At 42.8% G+C, this 26,571-nt stretch carries 22 protein-coding genes; 8 read left to right on the forward strand and 14 right to left on the reverse strand.

Annotated elements, in window-relative coordinates; translation table 11 throughout:
* Positions 1-46 precede the first annotated feature (46 nt).
* From DP114_RS24290 to DP114_RS24300, 3 genes are all read right to left on the reverse strand, one after another.
* A complete protein-coding gene (locus DP114_RS24290; RefSeq protein WP_171977341.1) occupies positions 47-568 on the reverse strand; it encodes a hypothetical protein in 522 nt (173 codons plus the stop codon).
* Positions 569-671: 103 nt separating this feature from the next.
* Complete coding sequence (locus DP114_RS24295) at positions 672-1,376, reverse strand: SRPBCC family protein (RefSeq protein ID WP_171977342.1); 705 nt, start codon at positions 1,374-1,376, stop codon at positions 672-674.
* Positions 1,377-1,717: 341 nt separating this feature from the next.
* Positions 1,718-2,809, reverse strand: coding sequence for a DJ-1/PfpI/YhbO family deglycase/protease (locus tag DP114_RS24300; RefSeq protein WP_169267421.1), 1,092 nt, complete (start codon positions 2,807-2,809; stop codon positions 1,718-1,720).
* A gap of 759 nt (positions 2,810-3,568) precedes the next feature.
* On the opposite strand from DP114_RS24300, the gene DP114_RS24305 reads away from it, so the two are divergent.
* The gene (locus tag DP114_RS24305) at positions 3,569-3,985 is read left to right on the forward strand and encodes a DUF6335 family protein (RefSeq protein WP_171977343.1); all 417 of its coding nucleotides are present in this window, start codon (positions 3,569-3,571) and stop codon (positions 3,983-3,985) included.
* A 179-nt stretch (positions 3,986-4,164) separates the two neighbouring features.
* Here DP114_RS24305 and DP114_RS24310 read toward each other — a convergent pair whose 3' ends face one another.
* Complete coding sequence (locus tag DP114_RS24310) at positions 4,165-4,395, reverse strand: hypothetical protein (protein WP_169267419.1); 231 nt, start codon at positions 4,393-4,395, stop codon at positions 4,165-4,167.
* Positions 4,396-4,657: 262 nt separating this feature from the next.
* On the opposite strand from DP114_RS24310, the gene DP114_RS24315 reads away from it, so the two are divergent.
* A complete protein-coding gene (locus tag DP114_RS24315; RefSeq protein WP_169267418.1) occupies positions 4,658-5,149 on the forward strand; it encodes an orange carotenoid protein N-terminal domain-containing protein in 492 nt (163 codons plus the stop codon).
* A 322-nt stretch (positions 5,150-5,471) separates the two neighbouring features.
* Positions 5,472-5,699 carry a hypothetical protein gene (locus DP114_RS24320; protein WP_169267417.1) on the forward strand — a complete coding sequence of 76 codons (228 nt, stop codon included), beginning with the start codon at positions 5,472-5,474 and terminating at the stop codon, positions 5,697-5,699.
* 334 nt (positions 5,700-6,033) lie between these two features.
* On the opposite strand, the gene DP114_RS35310 is transcribed toward DP114_RS24320, so the two are convergent.
* The 3 genes from DP114_RS35310 to DP114_RS24330 form a co-directional block, all read right to left on the reverse strand.
* Positions 6,034-6,180, reverse strand: coding sequence for a choice-of-anchor Q domain-containing protein (locus DP114_RS35310; RefSeq protein WP_246162731.1), 147 nt, complete (start codon positions 6,178-6,180; stop codon positions 6,034-6,036).
* 10 nt (positions 6,181-6,190) lie between these two features.
* A complete protein-coding gene (locus tag DP114_RS24325; RefSeq protein ID WP_246162733.1) occupies positions 6,191-7,861 on the reverse strand; it encodes a right-handed parallel beta-helix repeat-containing protein in 1,671 nt (556 codons plus the stop codon).
* A gap of 1,231 nt (positions 7,862-9,092) precedes the next feature.
* The gene (locus tag DP114_RS24330; RefSeq protein WP_171977344.1) at positions 9,093-10,310 is read right to left on the reverse strand and encodes an acyltransferase family protein; all 1,218 of its coding nucleotides are present in this window, start codon (positions 10,308-10,310) and stop codon (positions 9,093-9,095) included.
* 655 nt (positions 10,311-10,965) lie between these two features.
* Between DP114_RS24330 and surE the strand changes: the two genes are divergently transcribed.
* Positions 10,966-11,646 (forward strand): 5'/3'-nucleotidase SurE, encoded by a 681-nt coding sequence (gene surE, locus DP114_RS24335; protein ID WP_169268446.1) that lies wholly within the window; start codon positions 10,966-10,968, stop codon positions 11,644-11,646.
* An 8-nt stretch (positions 11,647-11,654) separates the two neighbouring features.
* Here surE and DP114_RS24340 read toward each other — a convergent pair whose 3' ends face one another.
* The 3 genes from DP114_RS24340 to fraI form a co-directional block, all read right to left on the reverse strand.
* Positions 11,655-12,335: a sugar transferase gene (locus tag DP114_RS24340; RefSeq protein ID WP_171977345.1), complete on the reverse strand. Its 681-nt coding sequence runs from the start codon at positions 12,333-12,335 to the stop codon at positions 11,655-11,657.
* 692 nt (positions 12,336-13,027) lie between these two features.
* Positions 13,028-14,779, reverse strand: a complete 1,752-nt coding sequence (locus tag DP114_RS24345; protein WP_171977346.1) for an ABC transporter ATP-binding protein — start codon at positions 14,777-14,779, stop codon at positions 13,028-13,030.
* A 372-nt stretch (positions 14,780-15,151) separates the two neighbouring features.
* Positions 15,152-15,841 (reverse strand): septal nanopore formation protein FraI, encoded by a 690-nt coding sequence (gene fraI, locus DP114_RS24350; RefSeq protein ID WP_169268443.1) that lies wholly within the window; start codon positions 15,839-15,841, stop codon positions 15,152-15,154.
* Positions 15,842-16,148: 307 nt separating this feature from the next.
* On the opposite strand from fraI, the gene galE reads away from it, so the two are divergent.
* Entirely contained in the window at positions 16,149-17,147 is a 999-nt protein-coding gene (galE, locus tag DP114_RS24355) for a UDP-glucose 4-epimerase GalE (RefSeq protein WP_171977347.1), read from the forward strand.
* A 110-nt stretch (positions 17,148-17,257) separates the two neighbouring features.
* Here the strand turns inward: galE and DP114_RS24360 are convergent, their stop codons facing one another.
* Both DP114_RS24360 and DP114_RS24365 read right to left on the reverse strand, forming a co-directional pair.
* Complete coding sequence (locus DP114_RS24360) at positions 17,258-17,938, reverse strand: hypothetical protein (protein WP_246162735.1); 681 nt, start codon at positions 17,936-17,938, stop codon at positions 17,258-17,260.
* The gene (locus DP114_RS24365) at positions 17,916-19,139 is read right to left on the reverse strand and encodes an urease accessory protein UreH domain-containing protein (protein WP_171977348.1); all 1,224 of its coding nucleotides are present in this window, start codon (positions 19,137-19,139) and stop codon (positions 17,916-17,918) included. Before DP114_RS24365 ends, DP114_RS24360 begins: the two co-directional genes overlap by 23 nt.
* A gap of 269 nt (positions 19,140-19,408) precedes the next feature.
* On the opposite strand from DP114_RS24365, the gene DP114_RS24370 reads away from it, so the two are divergent.
* From DP114_RS24370 to DP114_RS24380, 3 genes are all read left to right on the forward strand, one after another.
* Positions 19,409-20,500 (forward strand): M28 family peptidase, encoded by a 1,092-nt coding sequence (locus tag DP114_RS24370; RefSeq protein ID WP_171977349.1) that lies wholly within the window; start codon positions 19,409-19,411, stop codon positions 20,498-20,500.
* Between the two features lie 437 nt (positions 20,501-20,937).
* Positions 20,938-21,150: a hypothetical protein gene (locus DP114_RS24375; RefSeq protein WP_171977350.1), complete on the forward strand. Its 213-nt coding sequence runs from the start codon at positions 20,938-20,940 to the stop codon at positions 21,148-21,150.
* Positions 21,140-21,568, forward strand: coding sequence for a type II toxin-antitoxin system VapC family toxin (locus DP114_RS24380; RefSeq protein ID WP_171977351.1), 429 nt, complete (start codon positions 21,140-21,142; stop codon positions 21,566-21,568). Before DP114_RS24375 ends, DP114_RS24380 begins: the two co-directional genes overlap by 11 nt.
* 21 nt (positions 21,569-21,589) lie before the next feature.
* On the opposite strand, the gene DP114_RS24385 is transcribed toward DP114_RS24380, so the two are convergent.
* Both DP114_RS24385 and DP114_RS24390 read right to left on the reverse strand, forming a co-directional pair.
* Entirely contained in the window at positions 21,590-24,658 is a 3,069-nt protein-coding gene (locus DP114_RS24385) for a WD40 repeat domain-containing protein (protein WP_171977352.1), read from the reverse strand.
* Complete coding sequence (locus tag DP114_RS24390; RefSeq protein WP_171977353.1) at positions 24,658-26,118, reverse strand: TIR domain-containing protein; 1,461 nt, start codon at positions 26,116-26,118, stop codon at positions 24,658-24,660. Before DP114_RS24390 ends, DP114_RS24385 begins: the two co-directional genes overlap by 1 nt.
* Positions 26,119-26,571 lie beyond the last annotated feature (453 nt).

The raw sequence follows: 26,571 nt of genomic DNA on the forward strand, positions 1-26,571 counted from the left end.
TCATTATGGTGTAGGGACTTACCGTACCCTACACCATAAACTCTACTTATCTCACTCTGGCAGGCTCTTGATAGTATCCTTCTCGTGTTCCAGTTACTGGTTCAACAGTATTTTCAACTTTTCTTTCAGTTGACCTCAAAAATTCTTTTGTAGCGCGAGGAGTTTCTTCATCAAGATTGAGTTTTTCACGGACATTATCAGCAATTTCTTTTAGGGGGTTTTGACCGCTATTTTGAGATAGCTTATTGCCTTTGCTGAAATTGTCCTCATCGGGTGTTGCGTTGTAATGAGTAGCTTCTGGAGTTTTTACGGCATCACCCACTTTGTTGACTTTTTCGCGCACATTATCAGCAGTTTCTTTTAAGTTCTGTTTTGCTTGGTCAACTACGTTGTTGTCGTTGTGATTTATTCTGCCAGCGCCTTCAGGTGTTCCTTTGTAATAAACACCTTCTGGACTGGTTACCGTTTCATTAGCTTGGGCTTGTAATGCGCCATAGCCAAAAGCTTGCGTCACAAAAAATGTTAATCCAACTAGAAAAACTGTCAAAATCTTACGTAAGCGAGCCATAAAAATCCTCTGTTGTTTTTAATTTGCAGTACCTGAAGCTTGTCGCATAAATTTATGCATTCAAAGTCATTCGTCGTTAGTCAAAATTATTTAACTAACAACTTCATTTCTCGCCTGTTGCTTGTCCATCAGTAGTGGCAACTTCGCCTGCTTCCATTAACATCTTGAAACGGCGCAAATCATCACCGATTTGCTGTTCTGGTTCTTCACCAAAGAGTTTGGCAAAAGCAGATGCTAAAGCACCACCAGGGGGGTTATATTCAACAACGACTTTAACCTCAGTTCCACGGTTACCAGGCGCTTTTTTGAAGCGGACAAAACCAGAGTTGTCAATATCTGCACCTTCCACTGAAGCCCAAGAGATAAATTCGTTTTCCCGGTCTTCAATAATATCTGCATCCCATTCCACACTTGCATCTAAAGGCGCAGTTGCGATCCAGTGAGAACGCTTATTATCGTACACCTTCACAGACTTGAGATGCTTCATAAAATTGGGCAGATTCTCAAAGTTATGCCAAAAGTGGTAAAGCTCGTCTGCTGGCTTATCAATCGTTACCGTTCTTTCTACTTTTATCACTTGAGTGACGCTACCGGTGATTGCTTGCTGTGCTTGCTTAATTGTGCTTTGTTTAGTTGCACCCTGATAAATTAGTCCGCCACCTGCCAAAGCCGTCAACACCCCTCTGAGGGAGCGTTGGCTTAAGCCCATTAACACCATTGCACCACCGCCAATTAAAGAAGCCCAACGCTCAGTTTCACTGGCTTCTGTCTGAGCTTGACTCGATTTATTTTCCGATATTGATGCCATGTTCTTCGCTCTCCCTCTACTCTTAAAAAACGAACCACCAAGGCGAGGACAGTGGGCGGTGAGACCAGTGTTGCAGGAGGGTTTCCCTCCGTAGGCATCGATCTGGCGTTAGCGCAGCCAGACCGTTCGACCTCAAGCCGTGCCCGATAGGCGAAGCCGTGGCGTTAGCCATAGGGCTCAGGTCTTCCCCGATAGCCGTAAGGCGTGGCGTTAGCCATAGGGGTCTGCCGACTTGTAGACGCCCGCAGGGGCTTGCCAAAGGGTGGCGACTGCCCCTCGCAAAGTCTTTTCCTGATATTCTTTTGCTTCTTTACGCCCACGTGGTTCGTTCCACAAATACCTTACATTGACACAGCAGCCCCTGTAGTCGGTTTAGCAGGCTTAACGTCTGCACCCACCCGAGTGCGATACAGATCTACGAGTCGCTGCTCGTGTGTCAACAGGTCTTTGTGAATTTGTGTGAACATTGCAGTTGATACTGGGTCGGTTGTTGCTGGTATCAAGTTGCCAATATCGCCAATACCCGTTTGCACATCGCCCAAGGCAGAACGCAACTGGTAAATATCGTCACTTCCTGTAAGAGCGGTTTTGACCTTTGCGTACTGGTTCGCAATATTTGCGGCTATTGAAGGTTTTTCGCCTAGTTGATTTAGACGCGCTTCCAAAAATTCGATGTGGCGCTGTTTATTGCTAATCATCTCCTGAAACAGAGATTTTATTTGTTGATCAGATTCTTTCTCAGAGTACTTCTCCAACGCTTCCTGGGAATAACGTTCACCAGAAAGAGCTGTATTCAAAGCCTTAACAACCTCACCCTTGGTAGAACCACCCCAAGCATTAGCCAATTTCCACCATTCGGCTTTTGGATCTCTCTCATCTGGTAAAGCGGCTTCTTTACCACCATAACCCAAACGACTCAATAAAGCTGTGGTGAAAATTGGTAAATCTCCGGGTTGACGTGAAGTAATCAAATTTCCGTCAACTACTAAAGGCTCATCTACATAGTTAGCACCAGCATTAATTATGTCTTTGCGAATTGCTAAGAAACCAGTGGCTTGTTTTCCTTTGAGCAAGTCGCCTTCAATTAGAAGTTGTGGCCCGTGGCAAACTGCAGCTACCAATTTTCCTTGCTGCATTGCTTCTTGCACAAATCTGACTGTATTGGGGTTGATCCGCATTTTGTCGGGAGCCACACCACCGGGAATGACTACAGCATCAAATTCAGAAGCTATTGCTTCAGTTGTAGTCCCATCGGCTTGCTTAGAAACTTTGCCTTGTTTCCCTTTATAAGTTTCGTTTATACGAGAACCAAGAACAACGACTTCCATTCCCGCTTGCTTTAATGCATTGTAAGGCACTTGAAATTCTGCGTCTTCTACATCATTTTCGATGAGGATAGCAACTTTTTTCTTTCCAGTAGTATAGTTGACCATTGATTTTCCTTAATTCCTCGACTAAATGAACATTCAGTGCTTCAAGTATCATTCCTTAACTTTTTTTGTGAGTTGTAATCCGTCAGTCAGGATTTAGGACTTAATGACTTGCACTCTTTGATGCAGTGACTTCACTCGTTGGTGATACTGGGAAGAGTTAGACGTAATTATCTGAGAAATTAGCTTGAAATCATTCAAATTTAGCAGATGTTACAATATCTCGAAACACACAAAAAATAGCAACTCTACATGTAGAATCACTCAATAAATTTCTCAATTTATTTGTGATTTTAGAAAACAGTCAGGAGCTATGATTTTGAGTTCAATATGCTCAAAGCTTAAAGTCATAGTTCCTAACTACCTTATCACTCGACCATGAATTCATGTACTTACTTATTTTATGACATCTTAAAAACTTTTCTTCGTCGTTCTTTAGGGATATATTTTTTATTTTTTAAGTGAGATACAGATGTTGCTTTTGAACTAGCACTCTTCACAAAATTTCAAAAAAAATAGTTATGAGTTGTAAGTAGGTAAGAATTATCAGAAAAAATAATTTCTAATTTTCACCTCTTTAAACTCATAACTCTCCATGAAGTGGCTATAACGTGAATTGATACATATAAGACTATGCATCAATAAGTTCCTTCTCTTCATTCTTAAGGAAGAGATTGTTTTATTTCAAAAGTCATACTTCTTTAGGAAGACTACCCTTTGAAGATAAAGCGTTATCTTGAGGATGCAGCAAGGACTAGGATTATGGCAGAAAAAGAAGATTTAGCAAGGCAAAATAGTTATAACGAACTTGAAACAAATGATTTGCCAGAAGAAATTAGCGAATCTTACGGCACTGGTGTTAAGACAGAACCGGGGTATAATATTGGCGATCATAAACTGCAGACCCAAATCAAAAGAAATTCTGATGCCAATCCAGAACTAACAGCAGGGGATGTGGATGCAGCTTGGGAAACAGCAGCAGATGAAGGTGATGAAGCTGTAGGTGGTACCGCTCCTACTCCTGATCAAGATATTGTAGATGAACTCGGTGCTGCTGTTGGAATGGAAATGGACGACAAAGCCTTTTTACGCACAACAGAAATTTTAGATCAGCGTGATGATAACCGTTGGGAATTAGATCCAAAGTCATCGCAAGATTATCAAGACAGAAGAGACTGAATAACAAAGGGATGAGAGAGTCAGGGAGTCAGGGCTTCCTTCCCTTTCTCCTTTGCTAAACATTAATTGCTCTTTGCACGCAGTTTTGAGCGTGGAATTCTTGTGAAACATCTCCAGCATAGGGTATTGCTTTACCACTGTAACGTTGAACTGAATTGACTACGTGCTCAATTGGATCATTAAATAGTTAATTTACAACAAGTAATGCTCCTTATTTGGTAAATTTGTGGGCGTGCGCCCAAGGCGTGCGCCCTATGCCCCAACCAAACTCCGTTTGCTTGCCCTAAATCTCCGATTTGGGGAGAGGGGTTTTGGAAAAACCCCTCTAGGCAAAGAAGGGCGATCGCTTCTTCAATACCACTGACAGAGCATATAATAATTGCTATTTTGTCTTTAGAAATGTCTTCCATATTTTAACCTGCTGAAAATTCCGTCAACAACTCGGATTCTAGAATAAACAAGCCTTTTGATGGATGTTTTATGTTTTCATTTTTGGGTGTCTTCTGAAAAATCATCATAAAAAATGTAGAATTTTTCTAAAATCCCACTCTATTGTTTGTTTTCTTATTCTTCTGTTTGATTTCGATACATCTGCCTTGAGTGGGGTTAAATACTCAATAGACGTTTGATACCCTTGATAGTGTTGGTAATTTATGGCAATCGGAGTTTTTTATGACATCTACTCAAACGGGTGATCCAACTATTCGTGAATATGTTACAGCTTGGCAAGGGTTGGACGTAGATGAACAACTAGCTTTATTTTGGTTCGTTTACAAAGAAATGGGTGGTTCTATCACACCTGCTGCGCCTGGAGCAAGTACTGTTTCTCCAGAAATTGCTGACGGTTTGTTCAATCAAGTTAAAGAATTCTCCCACGAAGAACAGTTGCAATTTCAGCGTGATTTGATTAACAAAGCAGATACTGATTATACCCGGATGTACGGCTCCTTAAGCGATACAACCAAACTACTGTTTTGGTATCGCTTATCCCAAGGTATGGATCAAATTATTATCATTCCTATGCCTCCAGACTATAAGCTTTCCGAGGAAGCTCAACAACTGCTCAGCAAAATTATCCAAGTAGATTATGAGCAGCAAATCACTCTTTTCCGCGATTACGTTTCACCAATGGGTGCTGAAGCCAAACCAGGTGCACAAATCTAAAATTCTGAAAATATCAGATGACATAATTTTTGCTAAGTAGCAGACAAAAAATCATAGATGAGCACAGAGTTAATAGATTGTATTATTTACATCTGTGTTTATCTATGTTTACTAATTGGATATTTGCATTTTTCTCGGCTGTCTTCAGATACTATTAAAAATAGTATTGTCACAGGTAAATTGCACTTTCAGATGAAAGTTTGTGATTAAGTATTAAATATATAGATAAGTGTAAGTTAAAAAGTAGAATAATTGTAAAGCAAATTAGCTTTTAGCTATATTGATTGTGTAGTTTTTGGAAGGAATATAAGGAAGAATTTTTATGTTTAAAGAAGAGATATCTGTTAGACAAAATACTATCAAAAGAAAGCACCTTATTCAGAGCCTACTTACTGGTTTAATAATTGGTACAATTGCTGGTACGCCTGTGGGCTGGACTGCTCATCAATACTACTATCAGCAACGTCTAGCTCAAACTTTACTTTGTCGTGAACAGAATAAAAACAAACCACTTACAGTTGTTGATTCTATGTGTGGTCGAGAATTTTAATATATTTTAGACAAAAATCTGAATTTGAGGGCTACTTAGAACAGCAGATATACGCAGATGAATCCAGATTAACAGAGAAAAGGAGCGCACCGTTCAAAAAACGGTGTGCTCTGCGCCATCGCTCCTTGCTATGAAAAACTTTGGTTAAAGAGAGTGATTTCACTAAAGCTGAATCAACTTTGTAAAATCACTCCTCTTGTTAGCAATGTTTTAAGGATGAGTGTCAGTGTATGTGTGGATCACAACCACCGTCTTTGTTAGTATCCAGCTTACCCACAGACAATATGTTGCCTCATCCCTAACTTTTGCTCGAACCTTTCACACAGCCGTATTTTTAAGCATGACTTCCATACTCATAAGCACCCATATCAGTGCCAGCACCTTGAGGTCGTTGTACACTATCCAAGTCATGTTGATCATACTGACCAATTGCTGACGATCCAGATGCGAGGTGAAAGTCATTGCCTACTTGGGTTGACAAATCCTACTGACTAAACCTTGATGTTGTTGGTCTCCTTCATGTTGTCAATTCCAGTTCCACCTTCATACAGCTTGTCAAACTTGTTTGAGAACGAGTTACTATCCAAAGTCACATTGCCTGCATCTTCAATCAACCCATTCCGGTAGCTACTATTAGTAAACTTATTGTTGCGTACCACAATGTCGGTTGGTTTATAGCCGCCACTGACATAACCGCTGCCATCAATGTTAAGGGCTTGGACATTATTATCAACGGTATTGTTGAAAATTTCAACGTTACGAACGTTACTAGTCACGGCAATGCCGTTACCAGGATTCATACCTTCTTTTCCATTTCCAGAAACAATATTGTCGTAAACTCGGATGTTAGAGACATCCCCTTGTTCAGGCACTTCATCTGCAACAACAATTCCATCAGCAACGTTTCCAGTGACTACATTCTTGTAGACATCGATGTTAAATGAAGCAGAACGATTACCCTCTATGTAAAGAGCAGGACCACCTTGATAGCCTCCATATGTGCCAGAAAGCGAGGCTTGACCACTTATATTGTTGTCATGAACAGAGCCATTGCGAGAACCTGTTTTGACGTCAATACCTTCGCGTTTGCCATCTTTAACGGTATTATTAGCCACCTCAAACCCATCGACACCCCAAATGCTCAGGGACTCTTGTGTACCAGTTGGGTCAGATACAGAATTGTCGCCTGTGCCACCTGGCCATTTCTCATTGCTTTTTTCGACAATGTTGTTGAGCACCTTGATATTTTTACTAGTAACCTCAGCTTCTCCACCCTGGAAGTACTGGTCAGGCATGACGATGATGCCTGAAGAGCCAGAATTGTAGGTATGGTTGTTTTGAACAGTCATATTGTTGGCATCACGTAAAGCGATTCCACCCCAGGCACTATTCTGAATATTGAAGCCATCAATGGTCCAGTAGCCTTTGCCAGCTGACTGAATAAGTCCTTCTCCGAAGGCTCCATTATTAGGATCAGGGTCATTTATTGTGACATTACCATTGGCTTTAAGTGTGATATTACCAGACTCACTGTTACCAGATTTACCAAGGGTAATTTGCTCATTGTATGTACCTGGTTGAACCAGAATAGTGTCACCAGCCTTGACAACAGAGTTCTCCCCAACCGCATAATTAACAGTTTTCCAAGGTTTATCACTTGTACCTGGATTGCTATCATTACCATCCGGTGAAACGTAGTACATACCAGAGTTATTTGCTGTTGGCGTTGAAGAAGAGGGGGATGCAGGTGTCGTTGCAGAATTAGGGGATGGAGATGTGCCACTAGAACTGTTAAAGTCCTGAGTGAGCTGGTCTGGATTAGAGTCACCGACGAGGGTGTCTTGTCCTCCAGTCAGAGGATCTCCATTGCTACCACCAGAAAGATTGTTGTTGCCATTGTTGACGAGGCTCGGATCATAACTAGAGAGAGCAGGCAGAGTACTGCTTGCATTATTGCCATTAATCTGAGTACCATTCCCACCAGAGCCGTTGTTAGTCCAAGAATCGATGGTATCTTGTACACCTTTGCAAATTCCAGTACCTTCTCCATTCAGATTAAGAGTGGAATTTTGACCATTGCTGGGATTAGGGATGACATCGGGAATTTGTTGACCCGAGACATTGCTTTGAAGCGCCTGAGATTGAGAATCTGTATTGTTCATTATTTTGCCTCCATCAAGTTCTTCGTTAACGTCTTAACTGCAGATGACCCGAAGAAAGGCAGAACCCTGAATTTTAGAGCAATTGATTTAAGCCCTAAAAGCTCGCAAAAATTACGTGCTCACTGGAGCAACGCACGTTCAACCCAAATCTTCAACAACAGAAATAAGGCTTCTGTTTTTGAAGCTTTTTCAAAGTTAGGTAATTATGCAACAAGAATTGGGTAAATGCTTCACTCATTTCGGGCTTAGCCATTGTTTGGTGAATTTATTGAGAGATTTGGCCTAAGCACCCTTGAAGTTGGGATGAATTTTTTTCCTTTGTACATTATATCAGGACTTATGCAACGGTCAAGCACTTAAGTGATTTTTCTGCCAACTGCATCTAACTGGACTTTAGACTAATAATTTGATAAATTCTCACCAATCCTAGTCTATGTAGGGTTTTTGAGGTTCGCTTCCAACAAACCGCGAAAATTTGAGCTATTTGTCCAAAACTCTTTGTATGTAAACAGCTTGGCGTTTATATAGAAATTAATCTAAAGTCCAACATCTAAATTTTGGGCTTGCTTTTTTTGCGGGATGAATTAGGCAGCGATTAAAGACATAGGTAGCCGAATTTTTACACGTTTACATCCAAGTCCGGCTACATATTCAGAACTTACACACTGTAAAATAAAATCAAGTTTTGAGATTGCGGCAGATTGCGGGATCGCTGCACTCGCTGCGGATGTGAAGTTTGTCGTCAGGAGAGGATTCCCCCGACGAGCTTCACGGAATTGCGTTACGGTGCGTAAGTCCTAGTATTTCACCTGATACTGGTCAATTTACACTTTATGAAGATGGGTACGTGCAAGATCTGAGCCTAAGACTTGCGGCTTCGCAGCCAGCAAAAGATGAAAAAAACACCTTTTTCACGCCCTTCGGGTTCGCCAGTCGCCTCTGTCGGGAAACCCTCTCCGAAGTTGCCACAACGCGGGGAACCCGCGCAAGGCACTTCTCTCTGCAGCGCTGGTCTCACCAGATACCTCTGTCGGGAGACCCTCATCAAGTACTGGCTCACGCCACATGCCTCAACGCGGGGAACCCGCGCACGGCAGTGGCTCCCTTACACCCCTACACCCTTACACCCCTACACCCCTGTGTTTTTTGAGAGATTAATTATTACTAAGATACTTTCTCCCTTGCTCCCTGTTCGCTTCCCCTCCGCTTCTTCTTTGACTCTTTAGTGGAATTAATTGACTGCATCTTTTACCTTGCGCTTTTTCAAAAAATTAGACATAAATGGTCTCTCAAAAACTAAGTAAAATAAGTAACCAATGAGTAAAGACAGTGGTAAAGCCACCAGATAAAATATTGTGATAAATTCAGTTGGCGGCATGTGAAGATTAAGAAGGAAATTACCCACCACTGTTACTACGACTCCGTGAGTGAGATATAAACTGTAAGAAAATGTTGAGAGTGCAATTGCCCAACGACTCTCAAATAACCGCAGAACGAGAGGTGTATTTTTGCCTTTTATAACTGAGTTGCTACAGTAAACTAGTAGACAAGCTGTTGCCAAACCACAAAAACTATCACTAATCCAAGCATTAAATCCCAGTTGTTGCGATCCGGTTATCATGGCAACAACTCCCAGTTGTTGCGCTCCGGCTATCAGGGCAAGAACAATGAATACAATCGCAAGCACGTTCCAAGGCAACGAGTTTCTGATCGCAATTAACTTTGGTTTTTCAGAAAAGATAATATCTGCTGCTGCCATACCCAAAGCAAATAAGCCGAGAAACCAAGGATGAGCTGCTTCCAAAAATCCATTCAAAAGATACAATGGTGCTACGCTAATTAAAAAAGCACTGATCACAGCGGAAAATAAGCCGAAACGCCGCCATATAGGTAACAATAATAGTGGGAATAAAAAGTATATTTGCCACTCAGTTGCAACAGTCCACATAGGTGAATTAATAGAACCCAGTGTGTCAAGAGTGAAATTGTGAATGAGTAGCAAGTGTGTAATTACGTCAAGAGGGGAAAAGAAAGCATGAAATTCTCCATATTCCGGAGATTCATGCCACTTGAAATTAAAAAAGTGAATAAATCCTAATATGATGACTGCTGTTAGCAAACTAAAAAAGAGAGCAGCATAGTAAGGAGGTAAGATTCTACGGGATCGCCGTTGGATATAATCCCAGAAACCTCCAGGAAGATAACCCTTTTGCGAACGGGCTACTGGCAGCATCAAAACAAAGCCCGAAAGCACAATGAAAATCGCTACAGCAAAATTTCCATATTTAACACTTCTGCCTATAATTTGCAAAAATACAGGTACTTGTTCTCCCATATATCTCTGTATGTGGACAAGAACCACATACAGAGATGCCAATCCACGTAAACCGTCTAAAAAATGAAGACGCAATCTCTGTTCGGTAGATTTCCCAGATTTTAATACTTCCATGAGCAAGAACCAATTTCTGAATTTCTCAATTTAATTAATATTTCTTAAACAATCTAATGGTCAATCTACTCAGCTGTTGATTGACAAAAGACGTATTTACAACAGTAAGAAAATCTTTGAGAATTAAGTATAAAGATCTAAACAAGAATCGCGATTTTTTTTAAATCTTTATTTCATCTCTTTTGAGTGTATATCAAGTCATTCAATACTTAGACAAGATACGTTTTTTTACAAATGATAGTATAAGTAATAATTTGGAGAATTTTGCAGTTTTTTCACGACTGACATAATATACATCTAATTTTCCACTTATCTACAGCTACCTCTGTGTATGTAAACAAAGTTGCTAGTAGACCTCTCCAAAAATCTATTTTTAGTGCAAGCGCCGTCAAGGTTTCATAGCTATTTTTGGAGAGGTCTAGTTATCAAACAACACTTCAGTATAAATCTTCCCAATTTTAAGTATATTTAAGAACTTAATAAAATATTGTACTTAAAATATATTTTCTACAGTCACTAGCAACTTACCTTATGTATAGAAATTTGTTTTGAGAAGAACGCACACTGTTGCCGGTTGAGCAATTGCTTTCAAAGCAAATTTGCTTCAAAATCGGTTTTGTTGCTTATATTTGTACAAGTCCTAAGTAGACAATCTATGACTTTGATTCTCACCAACGATGACGGGATCGACGCTCCTGGTATTCAAGCGCTCCTGAAAGCTGTAAATGGTAAAGAAGTTATAATAGCCGCTCCCAGAGATCATCTTTCTGGTTGTGGACATCAAGTCACCACGACTCAACCAATTCATGTCCATCGTCGCTCTGAAAACGAGTATGCTATTGCAGGAACTCCGGCTGATTGCACCAGAATTGCCGTAACACATATTTGCAAAAATGTCCAATTTGTATTATCCGGAATCAATGCTGGAGGCAATATGGGCGTGGATGCCTACATTTCCGGGACTGTCGCCGCTGTCAGGGAAGCAGCTATGCATGGCATTCCTGGTATTGCAATTTCTCGCTATCTTAAAAAGAAGCTGAAGGTTGATTGGGATGTGGTAGCACGTTGGACGAGTTCTGTTTTAGCTGACTTACTCAATCGTCCCCTAGAACCGGGAACTTTTTGGAACGTAAATTTACCTCATCTGCTTCCAGGAGAACCAGATCCAGAAGTTGTGTTTTGCCAACCCTGTACCAAACCATTACCCATCAACTACCGGATTGAGGGCAATGATTTTTATTACGAGGGTGAATATGGTAAGCGCGATCGCACTCCTGGTAGTGATGTTGATGTGTGTTTTTCAGGCAAAATAGCTATAACCAAATTGAGGGTTTAATAACTTCCTTAAAAAGCTCCCACTCGACCAACGATCATGAAAAATGTCTTCACAATCAGTAATAAGTCGTACATTGGATACCATTTCTTTTGATACTGCAAATCTAAGTCCACAATTTGCTCAAAATCTTTTATCTGAGAACGACCGTTAACTTGCCATTCGCCTGTCAAACCTGGTTTAACATTTAGGCGTTGCCAGTGACGTTGATTATACTGAGACACTTCATCCTTCGTTGGTGGACGTGTCCCTACTAAACTCATTTCGCCTACTAAAACGTTCCAAAACTGTGGGAGTTCATCTAGACTTGTACTTCTTAAAAAGCGACCTATTCTTGTGACTCGGAAGTCATTTTTATTTTTAAAAATTAATCCATCAGCTTCATTATGCACCAAAGATTTTAACTTCTCAGCATTTGAAACCATAGAGCGGAATTTCCGGATACGGAATGAGCCTCCGTATAGTCCGTAACGTTCTTGTGTGAAGAAAATTGAACCAGGACTATCGATTCTAATTGCTATTGCTATTGGTACAAACAAAATCGATAAAATTAGTAGTCCTACTAAGCTCCCCACAATATCTAAAAATCGTTTTAACTTAGAATTAACTGACGGGTGAACTGTTAGTTGCGGGGATTTCCAAGTATCGACCGTTGCACCATCAACAGCTTTTGTGCAGGATATCTGATACATTCTGATGCCAATTATATTTAGCGAAAAAAATATGGCTATTTAGCGTAATTAGAATATAAACCTAGCTCACCAGAACCAAACGAAGTTTAACCGTAGATTCACTGAATCTTCATCAAGATTCTTGGGATCATGATTTTTTATAAATTTTAGTTAAAGCAAAATAAACATATCTTATGTAAGATGAAAAGTCGTTAAAAATGTAGATATTTCATATATATGTCTTAAAATTTGCTACCCAGCAAGTGCGTTCACTAAGTTTTACAAAACTCAGATAAACTACATCCTCCTAAAGAGTCGATTTTATGAAACTTATTGCAAAAATATAAAATATGCGGTGTTTCACTTCGTGAAACATCTGGCGAGATTCTTTTACTTTCAAGAAACACGCTTAACGCTTAACAGGGAAATCGTGTTTGTTTCATTCGTTGCGGGCGTGTAATCGCGCCCCTTAGGCGCTGACATCTTGGGTAATTCTCAACAAAACCTAAAAAACCAGGTTTGTGAACTCAAAATTAAGGTTTATACGAGTAGGTATTCTCAAGAAACCCGGTTTTTCAATCAGGTGCAAGATCTCAGCGCCTAACTCGCTGCGATTGCGCAAAGCAAGAGACGCGCTCTTGGCGTATCACTTCCGCAATATATGAAAAAAACACGATTTTCCTGTTAAGCGTTAAGCGTTAAGCGCAACAAGTCTAATGCAATAATTCTTCTATCTGATGCTGACTCCATAAAGTTTTATACATTCCAGGCTGCTCCAAAAGTTCTGCGTGCGTACCCTTTTGAACAATTTTCCCCTTGTCCATGACGAAAATGCGGTCAGCACTAGCAGCGGCAGAAAGCTGATGAGTGATGAAAATGACTGTTTTTCGTTGCGTACCACCAGAAAGATTTTTCAAGATGGCTGTCGCAGTTTGATTATCCACACTGGAAAGAGCATCATCTAAAATTAACACTGGGGCATTAACTAGCATTGCCCTAGCCAAAGCAGTACGTTGGCGTTGACCACCAGAAAGAGTAATGCCACGTTCCCCAACTATAGTTTCATATTGTTGCGGAAAATTAATGATTTCTGGGTGAATTTGCGCCATCTTGGCTGTGTTTTCGACTTGTTCTTGTTCGCTCACAGGATCGCCGTAGCGAATATTATTTTTAATTGTTGTACTGAAGAGAAAGCTATCTTGAGGGACATAGGCGATAGCACTTCTTAAATCAGCCAAGGCAATTTTGGTAATGTCCACTCCATCCAAAAACAACTGTCCCGGCTCAATATCCAACAATCTTGGCACAGCATTTGCCAAAGTTGATTTCCCCGAACCAATAGCGCCTACAATTGCTACAGTCTCACTAGGAGCTATCGTGAAATTAACGTCACAGAGTGCGGAAGTCGTGGAACCAGGGTAAGTGTAACTCAGGTTTGTTGCTGTGAGTTTTCCTTTGACTTGGTATAGTGGTAACTCAATCGTATCTTGTGTATCTTTTATTTTGGGTGTGACAGTCAAAATTGTCTCAATGCGGTCAATACTCACCTCACCTCGTTGGTAAGCGGTGATAGTGAATCCTAACAAAGCCGTCGGGAAGACAAGACGCTCTACGTACAAAAGTAGTGCGATAAAATCACCAGGAGGCAGGCTTCCATTGGCAATCCTTGTGGAGCCTAACCAGATAATGATGAAAGAACTCACCGTAGCTAGTCCACCAATCAGTGGAAACAGCGTGTTTCGACTTTTTGCCAATTTGAGATTAGCCTCCAGCAGATCCCGATTTCGATTGGCAAAGGCACGACGCTCGTTTTCTTCCTGAGAGTAAATTTTTATTAAGGCCATGCCACTGATATCCTCTTGAATCAGTGCACTGATGTCAGAGATCCTCTCCTGTACAGCCGACTGTTGTGTGCGTAAGCGATCACTAAACAAATATACTAAGAAAAACATGAAAGGATAGACTGCTAGTGAGGCTAATGTCAGATCTACACTCAGACCCAGCATCACTGGTAAGGTGAAAACGTAGGCAAATAAAGTATTTACCAAACTCAGGACTGCAAAACCCAACAGCCGCCGGATATTGTCCACATCGCTTGTCGCCCGACTAATCAAATCGCCTGCGCTATTGATGGCAAAATACGACGGTTCCATTTTTAATAAGTGTTCAAAAATCCGTTGTTTCAGGTCAAATTCCACCTGACGCCCGACGCCAAACAGCCAAATCCGAGAGGCGATCCGGATGAACCACATGGCTGAAGCGAATAATACAATTTGTATAACAAGATATTTGATTTGATTAAAGCTGAATTCTACTGAGAGTCGGTCAACAGCAGAGCGAATCAACAGAGGGATATAAACACCCAAACCATTCACAATCAACAAGGCAATAATGCCAAATGTTGCGTCCCGCCAATGAGGGCGTAGGTATGCAAGAAGCTTAGATAGTCGTCGTGAATTTGCCATTCAAGGAATTACGCAACATCTTCATTTTACTTTAAAGTCCCAGTAGTTTCTGGCACATTCATCTTTAGTAAGAAGAACACCAAACTAGGGGCTTCGGTGCAATCTGTCGCATGTGGCGTGCACAAGCGCTTTGTAGGGGAGCAGAAGCACCCGACGACGAGCACGCTACGCTTGAGGGCAGGGAGAAAAGGAGAATCTAATTCACGTGGATCAGTTTTCTCCCTGCTCCCTGCTCCCTGCCCCCTACTCCCTGCGTCTTTGGTCATTAACGTTGCATTTTTTTGCGCCAATGAGCGTAAACTTTGTCTAGCCCAAAAGAATAAGGTCAGCCAAGAGACTGACCTTATGAGTACTCATGTTCTCAATCTACACCTAACGAGCACGTAGGAAAGTGTATATCTGATTCAGATAACTTTCCCAGACTCGCGTTGTTAATTGCAGTGTTTCCGCATTGGGTACAAAATCTTCTAACCTCAACCCCCTTGTTCTAATAGCTTGTGGAGTTTGCAACAGATATGGTGTTGTTCTGATGTCAGACATTCTTGAGGCATAGGTAATACCATCGCTGGTTACGGTAGTATCTTGTCCTAATGCGACAAGTGTCTCAGATGTTGGTGTTCCTGGTACCATAGACGAAGCTAGCCGCACATTTTGGATAATTTCCTGATTGGCTAAGTATGGTTGCCCCAGCATTGCGACTGGTGAGCGAACTAGGAAGTAAGCGACAGCTGGGGTACTTGCTAACAACAAAATTGTCAGCGCCCAGCCGAGTAAGTATCCTCCTGGTTTGTCCAGTGTGCCTCCGCTTTTCATCCTCTGTGCTGCAAAAATCATCAGCAAGATAGATGCTCCCAGAGGTTTAAGTGGAAACGACACTACCCCCCACAATGAAGCAACAGCCGGTTCATTAGGGTTAATGAACGACAGCAGTAGAACAAGCAACAGAATGACTAAAATTAGTCTCCCGACAAAAGTCCCTGAGGGATAAAATCTCTGGAACAAGCTGTATATGATAGTGCCAACAAGTAACCACAGTAATACCCGACTTAACAGTACAAACATAAATTGATTAACTCTCAAATCCTTTTTTGCGGTCGGTTTTATAGGTTTTGGGCAGTGGGGTTATTGTACCGTCAAATTGTAATCGTACTGTTATCTGACTTCAAATACCTCACAACGCCACTCCCCTCAACGGAGGGGAACCTCCGCACGGGGGTGGCTCCCCTCACACCACGAGAACCATCGTAGTGATTTTAGAGCAATTTTTTACAACTGCGTCTACTATCAGTAATTTTCCAGATTAGTAACCTACCTCCTGTAAATTAAATTAATTTTAGTAATCAAATCAATCAAGTCAAAAGGAAAAACTATGTCGCCTGGAAAACCTACTATTTTGGTGACCGGGGGTGCTGGATATATCGGCTCCCATACAGTGCTTGCTCTTAAGCAAGCAGGTTTTGACGTGATAATACTCGATAATCTCGTTTACGGACACCGGGATTTGGTTGAAAAAGTTTTACAGGTAGAACTTGTAGTGGGAGATACTGGCGATCGCCCCCTGTTGGATGATTTGTTCAATACACGAGCGATCGCCGCCGTGATGCACTTTTCGGCTTATGCCTATGTAGGAGAATCCGTAACCGATCCTGCAAAGTATTACCGTAACAACGTTCTCGGCACCCTAACTCTGTTAGAAGCCATGCTCGCAGCGTCTGTTAAGAAATTTGTATTTTCTTCTACTTGTGCAACATACGGGGTACCTGAAGTTATACCAATCCCGGAAGACCATCCCCAGAATCCAATTAACCCTTATGGTGCTACCAAGCTGATGGTAGAACGGATTCTCTCTGATTTTGATGTTGCTTATGATTTTAAGTCGGTGCGGTTCCGCTATTTTAACGCCGCTGGTGCCGCTCCCAATGGCTTATTAGGAGAAGACCATAACCCAGAAACCCATTTGATCCCCCTTGTCTTGCAAACTGCCTTGGGTAAGCGCGAGTCTATCTCGGTTTTCGGCACTGATTATCCCACGCCAGATGGAACGTGCATTCGAGATTATATTCATGTCAGCGACTTAGCAGACGCCCACGTTTTGGGATTGGAATATTTATTGAAAGGCGGCGATAGCGAAGTTTTTAATTTAGGAAATGGTAGCGGCTTCTCAGTTAAAGAAGTTATTGAAGCTGCAAAGCAAGTGACACAAAAAGATATCAAAGTCGTGCAGTGCGATCGCCGTCCCGGTGATCCACCCGCACTCATTGGCACTAGCGAGAAAGCCCGAAAAATCCTAGGCTGGCATCCACAATACTCTTCTATTGAAGATATTATCACTCACGCTTGGCAGTGGCACCAGAATCGGCATAAGTAGAGTGCGGAAGATTAGGAGGATGAGGAGGGATAAGATCAGAACGCCTGCGGCGACCCCCTTAAAAAGGGGGTAAATGGGTAAAATAGACCTGATCCCCCTCATCCTCCTCATCAGCCCTCCCTTTTTTTCACCATGCGTAGTACCCCGAAGAAGACACCAACTGCTAAAAGAAGTGAAAGGGCGATCGCCCAAAATGGCACTCCCTGAGTTCGCTCTTCGGTGACACTTTGATTGACATTCTGCACAGTTTGTGATTCTTGTACATTATTATTTGTTGCTGAACCAACTGCCACGGTAACTGGAAACTTTAGCTCAAATGGCTGGAAACTCTTTCCATCTTTAGGTTTACCACTCAGTTGTAGCTGATACGCTCCAGCTCTCGGAAAAGTTATTTCCGTACCAGGTATGCCTTGAAACCGTTCTACCGAAACAGCTTGTAAGGACGGTTCAATGAGTGGTGGTTCACTAGGTGAGTGAGGTTCAGCGTAAACAGCTAATTGACAATTACACTCGGCTAAAGGGATAACTTTTCCACCTTTGCGAGTCAGAGCAAACCAGGTTTTTGCTGGCTCTCCGGCGCGGGGGTTATCATTTGGTTCTACGTGTAAGGTCGCGCCAACATTTCCTTCAGTCTTGACCTTGTGGGCAATGGCTGGGGAACCTATAGTTAAAAATAGAACAAATACAAAGAGTAATAATACTTGTTTTTTTAGACTCCTCTTTGCTGCGCTCAATCCCTGTCGGGGATTGGAGGGATCACATCTTTTCCTAGGACTTTTTTGAGGGAACATAAAATTTCTGTAAAGACAACATTGACCAGAAAAAGCGCCAACGCACCAGCAACACAATCAAGGTGACAATTCCCAGAAGCACTGCCGCTAATTTATTCTCCCAGGTAACTTGAGAAGAACCAAAATAGTGGGAGCCAATTATCACAGCATGAATCGTGCTTAATAGTAAAGCTGGCACGCTTAACAAATGAATTGCTCGCCAGCGCTTGCCTAAAGACTTCTGCAAACGGTCAAAACTGGTCAGGGCAGGGGGAGTCATCAGCGCCAGTGCTACAGCACCCAAAGCCATGCCCACCTGATAATCTGGTAGCAAGAACAAAAAGGCTGCAAAATTCCATTGCAGTGAATGTTCCATCATGTGGACAGTGTGAGCCAAAGACAACACAAAAGCACCGACTCCCAACGCACGACGATAACGCAAAGGTGCTGCCCACAAGTTGCTGATGGGACGAGCAACAAGCGCCAGAATTAAACAAACTAACGCTCCATGTCCGGTGTAATCTACCATTGTGTCGCCAGTCCGCAACAGGGTTAGCACACCAATTGTGAGAGTCACCCAACCACCCAAGCGAAACAATTGACTGCGCCTGTCTTTACTAACTAACGACGTAGACACACCCACACCTAACATTGTAGGCAGAGTTCCGATCCCAAATGCCAGCATTGTTGCTGCACCCATCCACAAATTGCCAGTTTCTGCAGCTTTAATTTGAGCAGTATACAGAAAACCACAAGGCATTAAACCCCAAGTCATACCCAAAAGCGCTGGTGTCCACCATTTGGTTTGGAGAGAAAGCTTAACCATTCCCTGACTGAGGTGGTTGTGTAAACGACTTTGCATAAGAGGGTGCAGCAATGGAATTCGAGGCAGAAAGTCTGGTTTTATTTGTCCAATACCAAACCAAATCAGCAAAATGCCAGTAAGAATCGCCATCCATTGGCGTAATTGGCTACCGATACCTGCCATTTGTCCACTGGCAAGCAATACCGAACCAAGCGCCCCAATCCCCGCACCAACAAGAACATAGCTCAGCATCCGTCCCAAATTTAGGAGAACGTGAAATTGCAATTGCTGTCGCCAATGAGGAGTTTCCTGCTTATGAGACAGGGAAAACGCAACTGCCAAGGGACCACACATGCCAACGCAATGTCCAAAACTTCCTAGGAATCCCAGAGCTAGGATGAGTAATAAATTTATCATTAGTTATTAAAAATTAAAAAAATGACAACTAAAAAATACGACTAAAAAATAAGAAAATTGAAAAGTTTCATGAGGAACTTTACATGAAGTGAGTTCTTCTGTCAAAAGACACGATGTCAAACTTAGTGTTTGCGCTATCCTATCTCAAGAGCGACCAAAAAAGAAAAGGATACAAGCCTTTGGATTCATCCAAGGGGTCTTCAATTTTGAATTTTGAACTTTGAATTTTGAATTTGAGTACTCTCCCCCTAACCTTTTTTATGAGATATATGAAAAAACGGTTTTGGCTGTTGCTTGTGCTACTAGTGACAGTCGTTGTCATAGTAGTTACTAACGTGTTTCTTAAACAGGATCGGGAGTCAGTTGTTTATAGTATTAGAGTTAACAATCCTGTCACTACAAATAAAGATACACAAACACCAACACAAAAAGATACACAGACAGACGATTCTTCAGCGTCTTTGCATCCTCCTATTTCTGATTCCTTACAAGTTTCTAGTGATAAGTTGTTTGCCCATATTCTCAGGTTAAATTTTACACGAAATACACCACCAGAGCGATCGCGCACTCGCGCCTACATCACAGCTGAACTCAAAAGAATGGGCTGGAAACCCAAGTTAGAAAAATTCCCTGATGGTGTCAACATCTTCGCGGAAAAACCAGGAACTGACAAAAATGCAAAAGCAATTTTGGTAGGCGCTCATTACGATACTGTTTATTTCTCTCCTGGGGCTGATGATAACGCTAGTGGTGTTGCTGTGACTCTGGAAATTGCTCGACTTTTTGGTTCGCATCCCACAGCGAGAACGTTGCAACTCGCTTTTTTCGATAAGGAGGAAGCAGGACTTTTAGGAAGTAAAGCTTTTGTGACAAACAAGAAACATCTGGAAAACTTGCAAGGCGTGATTATTATGGATATGGTGGGTTTTGCTTGTCACACTTCTGGCTGTCAGAAATATCCAACAACTTTACCAGTGACGCCACCCAGTGATAAGGGTGATTTTTTAGCAGTGGTAGGCGATACAGAACATTTACCGCTGCTGAATGCTTTTCAAAATTCACAGATGCTTCCTGCAATCTCCTTTAATAAGGGAACTACCGGGGGATCAACTTTACCATCTGTGCTCACACTCCCAATACCTCTCAAAGGCTTGCTGACACCTGATACTCTACGCAGCGACCATGCTCCATTTTGGTATCAAGGAGTAGGGGCAGTTTTGGTTACTGATACGGCAAATTTACGGACTCCTCATTATCACAAATCCAGCGATGTTCCAGCAACTATTGATCGCGAGTTTTTTGCGGGGGCGGCGCAGGTTGTTGTGAATGCGACTAGGGGATTATTGGAAAATGGCAGTTAAGCAGACGAGTTTTTGAGACTCGACGACGAGCAATACGGTTTGGATAACTCAGATCTTGCACCATACTTTTCGTCCGCCAAGAAATAAATTTCTTGGCTCAAAGTCCAAGTCCGTTAAAACGGACTGATACCAATCGGCGTTCTAAAACGTAATTTAGATTTTGGGAGTATCCTTAAAACTGAGGTACTTAAGGCATTTCAGTTTTACGGTTTAGATTACACTTTGGTATGAGTAAGTTTTTCAGTCCGTTTTAACGGACTTGGTTTATTAGCCCAGAACTTAAGTTCTGGGCGTACTCAGCCGGAGGTGCAAGATCTGAGATAAACCTACAGGCGATCGCGCTTGCCTAGATTCCACGTTGGAAGAAAAGAAATTCTAGCTAAGACAGTAATTTCAGCAGTAGACTTTATAGAAGAAAGCCACATTTAGTCATTGCTATGACAACCAAACAAGCAATTTTTGAAGTGATTGAACAACTGCCAGAGCAGCAGCTAGAAGACGTGTTGCGGTATGTTCAACAGCTAGCTGACAGAAATCCTCTGAACCAGAATCCACCGACTTCCAGTAGCGATCCCCTGGCAAACTTTATCGGTGCAGTATCTCACGGCTCGCTAGCAGCCAACTTAGACGATGAACTGTATGGTGAGTAAGCTTTTCATTGATACTTGGGGTTGGCTTACGCTCCACGACAAAAGTGAACGCTATCACCAAGAAGCCACACAAGCTTACCAGCGTGTCATTGCTCAAAAAGGACAAATTTATACAACTGACTACATTCTCGACGAAACATTCACTTTCTTTTTTCGACGACTTCCTGCACCAAAGGCGGACCAATCCATGAAAGCGCTGCTGTCAGCCTTTTTGTCTGATAACTTTTATTTAATCCGTATTACTGAAGAACGCTTTGCTCAAACCCAAGTACTCCGTTCTAAGTTTCTCGATAAGCCCCTAATTTCTTTTACTGATTTGACCTCAATGGTTGTTATGCAAGAATGTAGCATTACAACAATCCTTACCGAAGATGCTCACTTCACTCATGTGGGCATGGGCTTTGAGCTAGTTCCCTAGCCGTACAGAACTTTTTTCCACCTACTTAATCCCATCACACATATGCATATCGCTCTCACTTACATTCGGATTGGTCTGCAAATAATCACGCACCCAATTGCAGCCGCGCACCAGTAAATCCGAAATCGCTGTGTTGTCCGAACTAGCAGAAGCAATTGTTTTGCCGTCGGGACTGAAACTCACGCCCCAAACCGCATCGCTATCATCATTGAGGGTTTTGAGCAATTGTCCTTGCAGGTTCCACAATCGTACTGTCTTGTCTGAACTGGCAGAAGCAATTGTTTTGCCGTCGGGACTGAAACTCACGCCCCAAACCGCATCGCTATGACCGTTGAGGGTTGGCAACTGCCCTTGCAAGTCCGACAAGCTTACGGTCTTGCCCAAACTGACGGAAGCAATCCTCTTGTCATTTGGGCTGAAACTCACGCCCCGAAGCGCATCGCTATGACCATTGAGGGTTGGCAACTGGCCTTGCAGGTTCCACAATCGTACTGTCTTGTCTGAACTGGCAGAAGCAATTGTTTTGCCGTTGGGACTGAAACTGACGCCAATGACCCCATCGCTATGACCATTGAGAGTTTTGAGCAACTGCCCTTGCAGATTCCACAACCGTATCGTCTTGTCCGAACTGGCAGAAGCAATTGTTTTGCCGTCGGGACTGAAACTGACGCCATAGACTCTATCGCTATGACCACTTAAGGTTTTGAGCAATTGCCCTTGCAAATTCCACAACCGTACTGTCTTGTCCGAACTGGCGGAAGCAATTGTCTTTCCGTCGGAACTGAAACTGACGCCAATGACCCCATCGCTATGACCATTGAAGGTTTTGAGCAATTGCCCTTGCAGATTCCACAACCGTACCGTATTGTCCCAACTTGCAGAAGCAATTGTCTTGCCGTCGGGACTGAAACTGACGCCAATGACCTCAGCGCTATGACCATTGAAAGTTTTGAGCAACTGCCCTTGCAGGTTCCACAACCGTACGGTCTTGTCCGAACTGGCGGAAGCAATTGTCTTGCCGTCGGGACTGAAACTGACGCCAATGACCGCACTGCTATGACCGTTGAGGGTTTCGAGCAACTGCCCTTGTAGGTTCCACAACCGTACCGTGTTGTCCCAACTGGTAGAAACAATCGTCTTGCCGTCGGGACTGAAACTAACGGCCCGAACCGTATTGCTATGTTTTTCTAAACGATTGCGCTCCCTGATACCATAGACTGCTTGCCGTAGCGTGGGCACAACTTGTGCCAGAAGTTGGGTTTCGGCTATTCCCCAGGTTGCTTTTTGCAGTTTTGTTCCTGCTCTCAGAGCTTCCAGCAAAGCATCCAACTGTTGGTTGGAATAAAAAAACGCTTCTGAGGATGTTCTGAAAGCTTTGATTTCATTTTGTTGAGCTTGGCGGTATTGAAAGAAAGCCGCAACCCCTAGCCCACTAGCAGCAAGAAAACCAGCCACCGCCACAACCAGAGCATACGTAATATTCCTACGAGCTTTTTTTTGACGTTCAATTTCTTCTTGTTGTCGCCTCAGTTCCTCTTGCTGTTGTCGCTCTTTCTCAGCCTCCTCAGCATCACGAGCTCTAGCACTCTCATCTAAAAACTGCATTGCCTGTTCAAACTGCGGGTTATAACGCCCAGCCCAAGCTTGATTCGGTTTATTGCGTTCTCGCCATTTCAAAGCAATCGTAAGTTCTGGATCACGCCAGAGTCCGGCTTGCTTTTCCTGGTACAGTGCTGAGGTTTCCGCCAAACGGCGATAAATCCGAGCCGACTGCGCTTCTTCTTCCACCCAGTCTTTTAACTTCTGCCAAACCCGCATGAAACTTTCATGGGAAATATCCAGTACAAAATTTTCATTCAATTCCACAGGCACAGGCGGCATGAGAAATGAACAACCAGGAGCGCGGAACTGCTCTACAATATCGATAACTGCTGCTTCGGTTGCTTCCGCAACGGCACAAACTTCACTCAGTTTTGTGGGGCGGCGAATCCCGCGACTATCGGAACCTTTCTCTGTCAGACATTTAAACAGTTTTTCGGCAATTTTTTGGCAGCGTTCATCTGGTAATTGGTTATAAATTTCGTCCGCGTGTTGCGACAGCGCCTTATCCATCCCACCGATCGCCTCATAATGCTGCAGGTCAATTGGTTCTCCAAGTTTGTGGTAATTCCAAGTCCGCATCAGCGCGTGTTGCAAAATCGGCAACTGGTCTGGGTTATCGCCCACATCATTAATCAGCCGATTTACTAACCGTGGTGTGATTTCTTCTTCGCCAACGCCGACGGGACCTGTAATTGCTGCTCGCAGTTGGTCGCGCGTTAAGCGTGGAATCAAGTACTGACTGTCATTCATCTTTTCCGGTAAATCCCGGAATTGCGCACAATCCCCCAAAAAATCCGAGCGCATTGTCAGCACAACATAAATTGGCAACTCCTGCTGTTGATACCGAGTTGCGTTCACAGGTATCACCTCACCCCTGCCCCTCTCCTTAGTAAGGAGAGGGGTGCCCGGAGGGCGGGGTGAGGTTTGTGAATCCAACTTAGTACGAGTTGCTTCCAAAAGCAGCTTGACAAATGCGGCGGCTTCATCCCCAGAATCTTTCCTAGGAGAGTTTTGCTTGAATCGAAACAGTTCCTCAAATTGGTCAACCACAACCAGCAAGTTTTCATCACTCGGTTTTCTCGCCTGCTGGACAACTTCAATTAGTCCTAAAGCACCGCGTCGTAAAACTGTTTCAGTAATAATTGTTTGAATTGGGGCATCTTCTGTCTCTAAACCTAAAACATCTGGATGATTCAGCGCCTGTGCCAAATTCGCGATGGGGTCATTTCCCGGACGCATCAGCGCCACCCGCCAACTTGAGCCAGCCTGTGTCATGAATCCACCCAACAGCGCCGGAAGTAACCCCGCTCTCACCAGCGAAGATTTTCCACTTCCCGATGTCCCGACAACTGCTAAAAACCGATGACGCCGCAGCCTGCGGAGTAACTCATCCGTTTGCCCTTCTCGCCCAAAAAACAAATAGTTTTCATGCGCTTCAAAAGGTCGCAATCCCGGAAAAGGATTCAGGCGAGTTTGGGTTTCCAGCATCACCGTTGCCCTCCCTGGATGAGTTGGGCTACGAATAATTCTAATTCATTGACATTTGTGATTAATTGTGCTTCGCGACTGCGACACCATCGTTGCTTTTGTGGCGTATGCGGTTCACCCATGTAAATTCCTTTGGCTAGCATGGGTTTTGAGCGACCATAACCGTAAATCTTTCGTAAGTCTCCCAGTTTTGTTCGCAGCCACAATTCTTGAATATTACCACAGTAGATAATCACCGCATCACACATCTGTAATTGCTCTTGATGATCTTGACGCACCTGCGCTTCATCTCCTTCAAACAAGGGTAATATGACTTCAAAGCCTTGGTTGTAGAGATAGTCATCTAATGGGGCGATCGCCTCCAAGTCCCGCTGGTCACAAATCAAGTAAACTCGTAATGGTCCATCTTCCGCAATAACCTCTTTTGGTGGCTGCGGCTTAGAATTAAGTTTATCTTTAATAATAGTCTTGAGTTCTTCCAAGCTTGTCTGTAGCAGGTTAGGTTCACTTTGCAGAGATTGAATCAGTTCTTCCTGACGCGGTTCTTGTGGTTGTAATCCCACTGGCATCCAAACTAAACGCAAAAATTCCGGAGACTTTTGACTGTGCTTAACTGCCAGTTCATTTTGTAAAACAACAACTGACTTATCTGCTCCTTCTGGCACCATACCATATTTGGCACCAATCAAATGAATCGAAAGTTTGCTGCGCTGCAAATTTTCACACACAACCTGTTCAAAATCCGGATAGTAAGGAGAGAGAGATTGTTCTGGCAAAACAACATAACCGCGTTGCTGCAACTCTCGCTTAACTTTGTTTCGTTCTTCTATAAGATCAAAAGTTGTTTCTGCTAAATAAATAGTGGTTCCAGTAGATGCAACAGGATTTTGTTCAACAGCACCGTTGTGATCATGACTGGAAAAACTATCTAGCATTTGTTTAATGTCATAAGCCAAATCGTTGATTTTCGTCCAATAATTGCGTTCAGCTTCAACACCAAATATCTTACTATATTCAATTGGACGCCCAGACTGATCCAACTGATAAAACTCATACCCCAAAAGTTCTTGCACTTCCGGGGGATGTTCATTTCGAGCAATTGGGGTTTTGATGACTTTAAAAATCCGTGATTTCTCCGCAAGACGAACGCCACCAGTCATCGCAGCAGCCTCACAAAATTTCTGCAATTCCTTGATACACCACTTTGACTTGACATACCGAGGTGAGAGTACAGAAAGCAGCAACACCACCTTGGGAAATCGTTCTACAATCGTATCGCCAAAGTAATCATTGCCTTGCAGTTTTAAATCTCGCCAAATCTTAGGTTTTTCTCCCCGTAGTTGTGCCAAACGGATTTCCAACGCGCGATGAAAATCCGAAATCCATCCTTCCTGCCCCTCAGTCAGCGGCTGGTTATCAATGTGGGCGTAGCTGATAAAGATGTCATCTTCAAAACCCATCACTTTTTCGACTTATACTGCTTCTCGGCTGCGTGCAATACACGGCTGTAATGAAAGTGCATACAACATCTCTACACTAAACAATGCCCACTTTACAGAAAATAGCTGTAAATTAACAGTACTGCTTTTATTTATCAACACCCGTAGGGTGGGCATTGCCCAAAAGCAAATCAGATGAGTGCTTTAGATATTAGTAGGCAATGCCCACCAAAGCAGAAAATAGCTGTAAATTAACAGTACTGCTTTTATTTATTAACACCCGTAGGGTGGGCATTGCCCAAAAGCAAATCAGATGAGTGCTTTAGATATTTGTAGGCAATGCCCACCAAAGCAGAAAAATGCTGTAAATTAACAGTACTGCTAATAAAATATATAGGAATCCTATTTGATTTTTGAAACACACATAGGTGGGCACTGCCAGTTAGATCCTGCCCACTATATGAGGGTTAATAT

The sequence above is a fragment of the Brasilonema sennae CENA114 genome, assembly GCF_006968745.1.
GTDB lineage: Bacteria > Cyanobacteriota > Cyanobacteriia > Cyanobacteriales > Nostocaceae > Brasilonema > Brasilonema sennae.

Coding starts and splice junctions, on each gene's coding strand:
- DP114_RS24290 (WP_171977341.1), bottom strand. CDS start 568: ATGGCTCGCTTACGTAAGATTTTGACAGTTTTTCTAGTTGGATTAACA.
- DP114_RS24295 (WP_171977342.1), bottom strand. CDS start 1,376: ATGGCATCAATATCGGAAAATAAATCGAGTCAAGCTCAGACAGAAGCC.
- DP114_RS24300 (WP_169267421.1), bottom strand. CDS start 2,809: ATGGTCAACTATACTACTGGAAAGAAAAAAGTTGCTATCCTCATCGAA.
- DP114_RS24305 (WP_171977343.1), top strand. CDS start 3,569: ATGGCAGAAAAAGAAGATTTAGCAAGGCAAAATAGTTATAACGAACTT.
- DP114_RS24310 (WP_169267419.1), bottom strand. CDS start 4,395: ATGGAAGACATTTCTAAAGACAAAATAGCAATTATTATATGCTCTGTC.
- DP114_RS24315 (WP_169267418.1), top strand. CDS start 4,658: ATGACATCTACTCAAACGGGTGATCCAACTATTCGTGAATATGTTACA.
- DP114_RS24320 (WP_169267417.1), top strand. CDS start 5,472: ATGTTTAAAGAAGAGATATCTGTTAGACAAAATACTATCAAAAGAAAG.
- DP114_RS24325 (WP_246162733.1), bottom strand. CDS start 7,861: ATGAACAATACAGATTCTCAATCTCAGGCGCTTCAAAGCAATGTCTCG.
- DP114_RS24330 (WP_171977344.1), bottom strand. CDS start 10,310: ATGGAAGTATTAAAATCTGGGAAATCTACCGAACAGAGATTGCGTCTT.
- surE (WP_169268446.1), top strand. CDS start 10,966: ATGACTTTGATTCTCACCAACGATGACGGGATCGACGCTCCTGGTATT.
- DP114_RS24340 (WP_171977345.1), bottom strand. CDS start 12,335: ATGTATCAGATATCCTGCACAAAAGCTGTTGATGGTGCAACGGTCGAT.
- DP114_RS24345 (WP_171977346.1), bottom strand. CDS start 14,779: ATGGCAAATTCACGACGACTATCTAAGCTTCTTGCATACCTACGCCCT.
- fraI (WP_169268443.1), bottom strand. CDS start 15,841: ATGTTTGTACTGTTAAGTCGGGTATTACTGTGGTTACTTGTTGGCACT.
- galE (WP_171977347.1), top strand. CDS start 16,149: ATGTCGCCTGGAAAACCTACTATTTTGGTGACCGGGGGTGCTGGATAT.
- DP114_RS24360 (WP_246162735.1), bottom strand. CDS start 17,938: ATGTTCCCTCAAAAAAGTCCTAGGAAAAGATGTGATCCCTCCAATCCC.
- DP114_RS24365 (WP_171977348.1), bottom strand. CDS start 19,139: ATGATAAATTTATTACTCATCCTAGCTCTGGGATTCCTAGGAAGTTTT.
- DP114_RS24370 (WP_171977349.1), top strand. CDS start 19,409: ATGAAAAAACGGTTTTGGCTGTTGCTTGTGCTACTAGTGACAGTCGTT.
- DP114_RS24375 (WP_171977350.1), top strand. CDS start 20,938: ATGACAACCAAACAAGCAATTTTTGAAGTGATTGAACAACTGCCAGAG.
- DP114_RS24380 (WP_171977351.1), top strand. CDS start 21,140: ATGGTGAGTAAGCTTTTCATTGATACTTGGGGTTGGCTTACGCTCCAC.
- DP114_RS24385 (WP_171977352.1), bottom strand. CDS start 24,658: ATGCTGGAAACCCAAACTCGCCTGAATCCTTTTCCGGGATTGCGACCT.
- DP114_RS24390 (WP_171977353.1), bottom strand. CDS start 26,118: ATGGGTTTTGAAGATGACATCTTTATCAGCTACGCCCACATTGATAAC.